The following is a 10,357-nucleotide window of genomic DNA, read 5'->3' on the forward strand; positions in this document are numbered from 1 at the left end:
GTTTACTGTATTTTGTTATAAATTCTTAACCCCATCACGCAATAAGATTTGTGAGGGAATAGCTTTTTGTGTTGCATCATTATTGATGTTTTTGTCGATTACCTTGATCAATTGGTTGTACCTGTCTTTTGCGTATATTGAAACGGTTGTATTTTTTGCAATTATGATTCCCTATTGCGTTTTGTTTTTTAAAGACAGAATTTTTGTTAAAATTCTCACACCTGTTATTTTGAATGTGATTTATTCAGTATTATCATTTGGAATTAATTATATCTTTTCTGCGATTATTAGTTGTGACTATAATTATCTTATGATAGAGAGTTCCCAATATCGTTATATGTATGTGTTAATGTCAAATCTGATTTTTGTAATTGTTTTATTTGTAATTTACAATCTTTTCAAAAATTCGTTAAGCCATATTCACAAACAAGAAATGTTGATTACTCTTGTAATTCCTTTGTTGAGCATTGCTGTAGGCTTGCTGACATTTTTGGTATCTTCAAACGCTGATATGTCTGATTTTGACCGTATTGTATTAGGAGCGGTTTCAATAATAATCCTTTCATTTACATTTATAAATTTTTATCTTATTAAAAGTCTTTCAAAAAATTATTCTTTGGAAAATGAAAATATTTTGCTTAATAAAGAAAAAGAGCTGTATAATGTTCAAATGACAAGTTCAGAAAAATATATGAAAAATCTTACTGATGTTAAGCATAACATTCAAAATCAATTGTTGTGCATCGAAAATTTGATTGATGGGCAAAGGTATGATGAAGCTAAAAAAATGTGCAATAATGTAAATAATAATATTTCTGCTAATGTCCATTTTTGTAAAACAGGTTATGTTTATTTGGATGCTATATTAAATGTTGTATATGAAAAAGCAATTGAAAATGATATTGATTTCAGCGTAGATTGTAAAGATAATTTAAGTTTTGTGGCAGGTGATGATTTAGCTGTTCTAATAGGTAATCTTGCAGATAATGCTGTTGAGGCACTTGCAAAAGAGCAAAATAAAAAATTAAAGATAAGCATATTTCAAAACGGGTCGTACGGAGTTTTAAATGTGCAGAATTATTGCTCTTCTTCAGTTTTGCAGACTAATCCAACTTTGTACACAAGTAAAGAAGATAAGAAAAATCACGGCAGAGGAATTTCTATAGTAAAAAGTATTGCCGAGAAGTATGGGGGAGATGTAGTTATTTCGGAGAAGAATAATGAATTCATAGTTTCGGTAATTTTAGACAACCGAATTTTTACCTAAAAACCAACTATTTTTACCTGTTTAAAATCAAATATTCTAAAAAATGCTATCCTTTCTTTAAGGCGTTATGCCAAGAAAAAGGATAGCATTTTTTGTTTTGTATTGAATTTTATGTTTTAGCCGTATTTGCGTTAATTCCGTTATTATACTTTGGCCTTGTGTTGCAGAAATTTGAAACTTTTATTATCAAAAAATTTAAATAAGGTTTGAAGCTGCTTCCGTAAATAAGAATTATAGAGTGCAATTTTAGTCGATTTTTTTACAGTTTTTGCACAATTGAAGTTTACAGTATGGTTTTGAGATATGATTAAACAAAATATAGGATAAAAAATCAATGAACATTTTTAATATAAATCAAAAATTAAGGGGAGTTGAATTTTGAAAAAGGGTAGAAATTTGCGTAGCGTTAATACTGACGGAGGGGTGAATTTGCAATTCAAGCTTCTGTCGGCAATCGGAATTATCATTATAGTTTCCGGACATTGTTATCATGGCGGAATGGAACTTGCTTATAACTGGTTTCCGCCGTATTCGTATAATTTGGCACTGTTTGTATTTATATCGGGATATTTTTACAAAACCGATTATGAAGAAAATGTCGGAAAATACATATGGAAACGAACAAAGCGGCTTCTTATTCCTGCGTATCTGTGGAATATATTTTACGGTGGTATGGTTGCATTTCTCGGTTTGTTTGGATTTACTATAGGTGCAAAGCCTGATTTATACAATCTTTTTGTTATGCCGTTTGTTGACGGTGAGGCTTTTCAATATAACCTCGGTTCATGGTTTGTGTATCCGCTGTTTTTGGTTTGCATAATAAATGTGCTGTTCAGAAAATTTTTGAAACTTATTCATCTTGACAATGAATTTATAGTTTTGATAGTGTATCTCGCAATCGGAATGATAGGAATTAACACTGCAATAGAAAATCCGACTGCAATTAACGGTATAGTGAAACTTCTTGTCAGAACAATGTTTTTCCTGCCGTGTTATGAATTCGGTCGCTTTTATAAAGCTGTGCTTGAAAAAAAAGATAATCTCAATAATGTTGCGTACTTTGCAATTATATTTGCTGTACAGCTGATACTTTTAACTTTTTGCAAAGATTTGGAGTACACTCCGTCGTCATTTACTAAATTTAACAACGGTTTTATAATTCCGTATATCTCGTCAATCACAGCAATTGCATTTTGGCTGAGAGTTTCAAGATTACTTGTACCTGCCATAGGAAACAGCAAGCTTGTAAGGCTTATAGCTGACAACACATACGGAATTATGGTAAATCAGCTTGTAGGTTTTATGTGCCTAAAATTTGTATTCTACGGATTAAGCCGCATTACTTCAGGATCATTGTTTGGTGACTTTAATGTTGCATCATTTAAATCAAATATATGGTACTACTATCTTCCAAACGGTTTACAACAGTGGGCTTTTGTATATCTTATATTTGGTCTACTTGTACCGATATTAATTAGCATTATTTTAAATAAAATCTGTCATATTGCACAAAAAATGCATAATAAAATTTGTAACAAATAATATCTAAAAATCATTGTGCTTATATTCTTAATATGTTAAAATATCTTATAAGATAAATAGATGACTAGTAAATATAAAAGTAGATAAGTCCGATGGTTTAATTGTTCTTTTAACTGAAAATTGTATTAATAATATTTGGCATAACAAAGGACGATTTCTTTATGAAACACAAGTGACAAAAAGCCCTAGTACAAGTCTTTTTGATTATTATGCCGGTGCTATAACTTATAGTAAGGTTACTTATCCGAATGAAACATAGTATACTTGGCAGTCGGAAGGAACAGAAAATGAACTTCGTATGGGTTGCTACAAGCACTAAGTAAAACAAAGGTGGTATTCTGATGAAAAAATTTTTATGTTTAATTTTAGCGTTGTCAAGTATATTTGTTTTTACTTTATTTGGATGCACAAACGATAAAAGCAAGCCAATTTCACAAAACGCACTAATTGATTATTCAAACGATATGCAGATAACATATTTGTGCAGCGGTGGTGGCTCTTCGATTCCTGCAACAAAATCAGACACTGGATATTATTATATTGGTGATGACAGAATAATTATTTATATCGATAGCAAAACACAGAAAGCAACTCCGCTTTGCGCAAAACCTGATTGTATGCACAATGATCCTGATACTTGTGATGCATATGTAAATTCATCAGAAAACATATCGCAGGATTCACTATGGGGATCACTTGGAACGGCAATTCAGTATTATCAGGGTTATTTGTATATGGTTTGCGGTGAATATGATAAAAGTATGATTGAATATAATACCTATTTGATGAAAATGGATAAGGACGGAACAAACAGACAAAAAGTCACCGATTATTTTGATAGTCCATTCACAAATTGGTTTATTCATCAAGGCTACTTTTATTACACCTCGGACTCTTCTGTTCTCAGAATACCGCTCACGAACCCAAAATCAAGCCCAGAAGAGGTATACAAAGCTCAGCATTTTATCAAGGATAACGAAAATACATATTCTTCGTTCTGTGCATATAAGAATTATATTTATTTTCAGGTTGACGAGCTCGACGAAGAAGGAAACGGTATTGGCAGACAGACTATTTGCCTAAATCTTGATACAATGAAAAAATCTTTTCTTAAGATCGGCAAGAACAACGCATCTTTTTCTGCGTTTGCGGGGGACAGTATGATTATGTATTATTCCGATGGTAATGAAAAAGTGTATGTAAAGGCAGATTTAGAGGGCAATAATTGCAAAAATATATTTTCACAAAAAAGCAACGAAATTCAATCAATAACAGGCGATGGAACATATTACTATTTTGATAATAGTTTTCAAGTCGCAAATGGTTCATCAAAAGAACAGAAGATAACTGTTTGTGATGAAAACTTAAAAGAAATCGACACATTTAAATTGCCAAATATGGATACCAAAACATACAACTTTTTTGCCCCTCAGGACGAAAATTGTTTCCTATTTGAATGTTTTAACGAGAAAGATGAACGTTGCCTTGTTATGGCGGATAAAAGTCAGATTGGAACAATTGGCGGAAATACTATAAAATTCAAAGAACTGTGCAAACTCAAGTGGGCTGATGATAAAAATAACAACGATGCTGTTGCAAGGTAATTATTATGAGAATATTTTTTTGTGAACTATATAAGTTACTGTCAAAAAAGATTTTTATAATATGTCTTGTTGTCGCCTTATGTATAAATGCTTTTACATTGATATATTCATCTGCCGAAAATTATAATGACAGAACTAAGCATAATAACATAGAGTATTATAATTCTTTAATTAAAAACTGTAACTCTTCGAAAAAAGCAAGTGAATATTTAAAAAAAGAGTTGGATATTATCAATGAAAGGTTAACGGAGAATAGTACCGATAAGGATGCACTTGTTGAAAAAATGACTCTTTTGAACGACCTTATCTCACAGCAAAATTACATAAACAGATATGATGATTTCATAAATAATATGCAAATAAGGGCGGATAATCAATTGTCCTTTTCCATATTTGCAGAACCCGATAGTTTTGCTTATAATAATATACAACAAACACCCCTGGATTTTCAGCATCTAAAGGGTGTTGAGTTATATGCAGGCAACAATACATTTGCAGAAAATGCAACGCAGTTTCAAATAACAGATTATCTGATGATTGTACTTGTTGCCTTAACTTGTATATTGCTTTTTTACACAGAAAGGGAAAATGGATTGTATCCCCTAGTTCGTAGTACAAAAAACGGAAGAACATCAACAATAGTTGCAAAACTGTTTGCAGTGATAGCTGTTACTGTCGTTACAACTATCCTTTTCTACTTATCGAATATACTGATAACAGGAATATACTTTGGCTTTGGAGATATGAGCAGGTACATTCAGTCAATAGGGATCTTTATGAATTGTTCCCTAAAGATTAGTATTTTTGAATATTTAATTCTTTGGATATTAGGGAAGACCCTAACTTTGTGTGCATTTTCATTGTTGTTTTCCTTTTGTTTCACAGCTGTGAAAACTTCAGCGAAAATTTACGGAATTATTGTTGTATTTTTAGCCGTTGAAATTACTGCAAACCTTTTTATTGAGGGTGCATCGGCATTTTCATTCTTTAAATATGTAAATATTGTTTATTTCCTGTCAAACAACAACTTGTTCGGTGAGTACTTGAATGTAAATATATTTTCAAATCCTGTCAATATAATCATGGTATGGACGGTGGTTGTAACAACCTTAGCTTTGGTCGGCTTTTTTGGCAGTGTGACAGCATTTACAAAAACATCTCAAATATCGAAAAAATCTTCAATAATTTCCGCCATTGCAGAATTTCTTCAAAAACATTATAGAATTCGAGGAAGTGTAAAAATATACAGCGGAGAGGCATACAAGCATTATAAAATCTCCTTTGCAATGGTTATTCTTATAATTCTTGTGTTGTTTGCAGTATCTAATTTGAATGATGATTTATCAATTCGTTTCAACGATGCAAGCGAAAGTGCTTATTGTGACTATATGGAGGATGTTGAGGGTGTAATTGATTCCGATACAGAGAATTATCTTGCAAAGGAACAACAGTATTTTGATGACCTTGAAACTGAGCGGAATGAGATTTTTAGTGATAAAAACCTGAGTGAAACGGAGAAAAGAAATAAATCAAGTTATATAGACGCATTATTCCGGACTAAGGGTGAAGCATTTAATAGAATATTGGAACAAAAATACTATGTTCAAATTAAAGCAGAGGAAATCGACGAAGAACCTGCTTTTGTTAATGAATTGGTGTGCAAGCGATTAACAGAGGATACATACAGGGAATGGCTTTATTTTACTATTCTTATGGCGGTCATAATCTTTTGTTCATCTAACATATTTGCTTGTGAATACAAAAATTCAATGGTCAATTTAATACGCAGTAATCGTTATGGCAAAGGAAAATTAATAATGATAAAACTATTTACTGTTATGTTTACCTCGCTCTTATCCTTTACATTGGTGTACTTACCATACTTCATCAATTTTATTTCTACTTTTGGAACTAAAATTTTTGATATACCTATTGCGTTTATGTCTGATTATAATCTGCTAACTTCCTCGGTAACAGTGGGAGAATATATAGCGATTTTGTGTATAGTCCATCTTGTTGTGACATTAACTGCTACTACTGTTATATTTATGTTGTCAATGTTGCTTAAAAACAATATTATGACGATGATAGTTACCAGCGGAATTATTCTGATACCTTGTCTTGTTGCTATGGAACTTACTGACGTGAGAATGGTAACAGCTTTTCAAAATAATATTTGGCAAACTGTGGTGACAGTTATAGTAATGGTATGTTTGATTTTGACTGTGATATCAATAGTATCAGTCTTTGTTAAATTCAGCAACATAAAGTGGAGGAAGAAGATATGTCAACATTAGAAATTAGAAATATAAGCAAAACCTACAAAAAAGGAGCAGTAAAGGCTCTTGATAATTTTAATGTTGTTCTTACTCCAGGAGTGTACGGTCTCTTAGGACCGAACGGTGCAGGGAAGTCGACGCTTATGAATATTATCACTGACAATCTTAATGCAGACAGCGGAGATGTTCTTTATGACGGCGAGAATATAAAAAAGCTTGGTAAGAACTATCGTTCTGTCCTTGGCTATATGCCGCAGCAACAGGGATTATATGATGATTTTACTCTCAATCGCTTTCTGTGGTATATGGCTGCATTAAAGGGATTAAAAAAGAAGGAGGCTAAGGAAAAAATAACCTCACTTCTTAATACGGTAAATCTCACTAATGCGGCACATAAAAAACTCGGCGGATTTTCGGGAGGTATGAAACAAAGAGCTTTGATTGCTCAGGCACTTTTGAATGACCCGAAAATTTTGATTCTTGATGAACCGACTGCGGGCCTTGACCCCAAAGAGAGAATTCGTATCCGCAATTTTATAAGTGAAATTGCAGAAGATAAAATCGTGCTCATTTCTACTCATGTTGTGTCCGATATCGAGTTCATTGCTAAAGAGATTATACTTCTAAAGCAGGGAAAACTTGTGTCACACGATACCTGCCAAAATCTTGTAAATGAAATTGCAAATAAGGTAGTTGAGATGGAAATTGAAAAAGAAGAATTAAAATATTTTCAGGATAATTATCGAGTTTCAAATCTCTATCATAATGATGATAAAATCGTAGTAAGATTAGTCACAGATAATCCCCCTGAAAATCATAAAATAACAATTGCAAACCCAACCCTTGAAGATTTGTACCTCTATATTTTTGAACAAGGAATGTGATATTAAAATTATTACCGACAAGTAATGGTGTTCTATGCTAATACTTGTCGGTATTTTTATGCCCTTTTTACATGAAATTGTAAGGATAAAGCGGAATACAGATATAAAATAATCAGTTAACGCATAAAATAGCAATATATAATATTGTGTTAAAATTATGCGAAAAGGGGGGTGACAGCTTTATGGAGCAATATATGCCGATAGTGTGGATAGGCTTTGCAATATTTATGTTGCTTTGCGAAGGCTTTACAACGCAGCTTGTATCAATATGGTTCGTTCTCGGCTCGGTTTGTGCCGCAGTAACTACTATATTCACGAGCGACATAACAATCCAGTCGGCGGTGTTCCTTGTTGTGTCACTTGTATCGCTGATTGTGACACGACCGCTTGTAAAACGCTTTAAAAAGCGTAACAAAACAACGGGAACAAACGCAGACCGCCACATCGGTCAAGTCGGGTTTATGCTGACTGATTTAACCGATATTGACGAAACAGCACAGGCAAAGATTGGTGCGGAAACTTGGACTGTAAAGTCTGACAAAGCACCGCTTTCAAAAGGAACAAAAGTTAAGGTTCTTGCAATAGAGGGCGTAAAGCTCATAGTAGAACCCGCATCAGAATGAGAGGTAAACAATGGTAGCACTTATTATTTTAGGTATCGTCCTTTTAATTTTGCTTATAGTAATTGTAAGCAATGTAAAAGTAGTACCGCAGGCACACGCATATGTAATTGAAAGACTCGGAACATATCATGTAACGTGGTCAACAGGACTTCATGTAAAAATTCCGTTTATCGACAAAATCTCAAACAAAGTTTCACTAAAAGAGCAAGTGATCAACTTCCCTCCACAGCATGGAGTGAATAAAACGATACCTTCTTGTGAATCTTAAAAAGTATGTGTATATCATAAAATTGAAGATAATCAATAACAATTACTTATTTAGTATTTTTAACATCCGAGCCAGTAGGCTCTTTTTTTATGCCTAAAATTCTTGTAAACCCATTTTTCGTGTTGCAAGAATGACTGATGAGGACGGTGGGCTTCGCAAACTTCATGCTCAATCAAGTTCCTTAATATCTCCGACCTTCAGGTTAGCTATATCACGAATGTTGGTGTTGGACATTGATTTTTTAGTTTGGAGAGGGATAAAATGCAGAAATTGCGGTGTTCGTGTCGTATTGTGAGAGGTTAGCAAAAATATTCGTGTTGAATAGTGCAAAAATTCAAGTAAATTTCATTGATTTTTACACGAATATCTGCTATACTATGGTCAGTACCTTTAAGGAGGACTGCTTATGTATAGAAAGATTATGGGCTTCTTGGAAGCGTGGAAAGAAAGCGAACACCGCAAGCCCCTTATTTTACAGGGCGCAAGACAGGTCGGAAAGACCTATTCCATTCTGGAGTTTGGGCGCACCCATTACGAAAATGTGGCATACTTCAACTTTGAAACCAATCCAAAGCTGAACGAAACCTTTGATGAAAACATCAGCCCCGATTATCTGATACCGATTTTGTCCCATATCGCAGGTCAGACTATCGTAAAGGAAAAAACGCTGATAGTCTTTGATGAGGTACAGCTCTGCGAAAGGGCTTTGACCTCGCTCAAATACTTTTGCGAGAACGCTCCGGATTATCACATCATTGTCGCAGGCAGCTTGCTCGGCGTTGCGGTCAACAGGGCGAAATTCTCTTTTCCCGTAGGAAAGGTCGATATGAAAACGCTTTATCCTATGAATATGGAGGAATTTATGTTGGCGCTTGGTGAGGACGATTTGGTAGAGCAGATTAAAAAATGCTTCCAAACCGATACGCCCCTGCCGTCTGCCTTGCACGACGCCGCAATGCAGCTTTACCGTCAGTATCTTGTGGTCGGCGGTATGCCGGAGTGTGTGATGCAATTCGCTGAAACCAAGGATTATATCCTTGTCCGCCATACGCAGGATACGATACTTGCAAGCTATCTCAACGATATGAGCAAGTATAACAACTTGAATGAAATCAAGAAAACCCGACTTGCCTACGACAATATAACCGTTCAGCTTTCAAAGAAGAATACCCGTTTCCAATATAAGCTGATGAAAAAAGGCGGACGGGCTTCCGAATTTGAAAATGCGATTGAATGGCTTTGCCTGTCTGGTATCGTGTCACAGGTCTACAAGGTCGAGCAAATCAAAAAGCCGCTTGAAAACTACCGTGATATTGATGCGTTCAAGATTTATGTGTCTGACTTAGGGCTGCTTTGCGCCAAGAAGGATTTAGCCGCCAATGACATCCTCTATATGGTCGAGGAAATCAACGACTTCAAGGGCGGTATGGCGGAAAACTATGTCAATGTGCAGCTCTCCATTAACGGCTACCACACCTATTATTGGGAGTCCGAGCGTGGAGCTGAAATTGATTTTATCATTCAGCGTGACGGTCAGCTTATTCCTATTGAGGTCAAGTCTGCCGACAATACCAGAGCAAAGAGCTTGAAGGTCTATATGGACACCTACAAGCCCGCTTATGCAATCAAGCTCTCTGCCAAAAACTTCGGCTTTGAGGATAACAAAAAAATTGTTCCTCTCTATGCCGCATTTTGTATCTGAAATTAATATTACAACAGTAACGCTCACAGAAAATGTGGGCGTTATTTTTTTCTAGTCTTTTTTATGCCTAAAATCTCTGTGAACTTAGAAAAAGGTGGTAAGAGCAGTTTGTTGTTTAAAATAAAAATGCTATGACTGGTTGTTAGAGGGTAAATTAGAATTTATTCCGATTACGGAGGTAAAGGTTT

At 34.5% G+C, this 10,357-nt stretch carries 8 protein-coding genes; all 8 read left to right on the forward strand.

The genetic code is table 11. The features are described from left to right. Positions 1-1,267 (forward strand): sensor histidine kinase (locus AC2HW8_RS05490; protein WP_484327255.1); only part of this gene is annotated, 1,267 nt, incomplete at its 5' end. A 429-nt stretch (positions 1,268-1,696) separates the two neighbouring features. Continuing rightward, positions 1,697-2,809 (forward strand): acyltransferase family protein, encoded by a 1,113-nt coding sequence (locus AC2HW8_RS05495; RefSeq protein ID WP_484327256.1) that lies wholly within the window; start codon positions 1,697-1,699, stop codon positions 2,807-2,809. Positions 2,810-3,150: 341 nt separating this feature from the next. Then, entirely contained in the window at positions 3,151-4,413 is a 1,263-nt protein-coding gene (locus tag AC2HW8_RS05500) for a hypothetical protein (RefSeq protein ID WP_118101945.1), read from the forward strand. A 5-nt stretch (positions 4,414-4,418) separates the two neighbouring features. Beyond that, a complete protein-coding gene (locus tag AC2HW8_RS05505) occupies positions 4,419-6,710 on the forward strand; it encodes a hypothetical protein (RefSeq protein ID WP_118101944.1) in 2,292 nt (763 codons plus the stop codon). Next, entirely contained in the window at positions 6,698-7,576 is an 879-nt protein-coding gene (locus AC2HW8_RS05510; protein ID WP_484327257.1) for an ABC transporter ATP-binding protein, read from the forward strand. Before AC2HW8_RS05505 ends, AC2HW8_RS05510 begins: the two co-directional genes overlap by 13 nt. Before the next feature lie 182 nt (positions 7,577-7,758). Then, a complete protein-coding gene (locus AC2HW8_RS05515) occupies positions 7,759-8,199 on the forward strand; it encodes an NfeD family protein (protein WP_484327258.1) in 441 nt (146 codons plus the stop codon). 10 nt (positions 8,200-8,209) lie between these two features. After that, positions 8,210-8,467 carry an SPFH domain-containing protein gene (locus AC2HW8_RS05520; protein WP_215639039.1) on the forward strand — a complete coding sequence of 86 codons (258 nt, stop codon included), beginning with the start codon at positions 8,210-8,212 and terminating at the stop codon, positions 8,465-8,467. Between the two features lie 406 nt (positions 8,468-8,873). After that, a complete protein-coding gene (locus tag AC2HW8_RS05525; protein WP_484327259.1) occupies positions 8,874-10,169 on the forward strand; it encodes an ATP-binding protein in 1,296 nt (431 codons plus the stop codon). Positions 10,170-10,357: the final 188 nt, after the last annotated feature.

The sequence above is a fragment of the Ruminococcoides sp. genome, assembly GCF_057037865.1.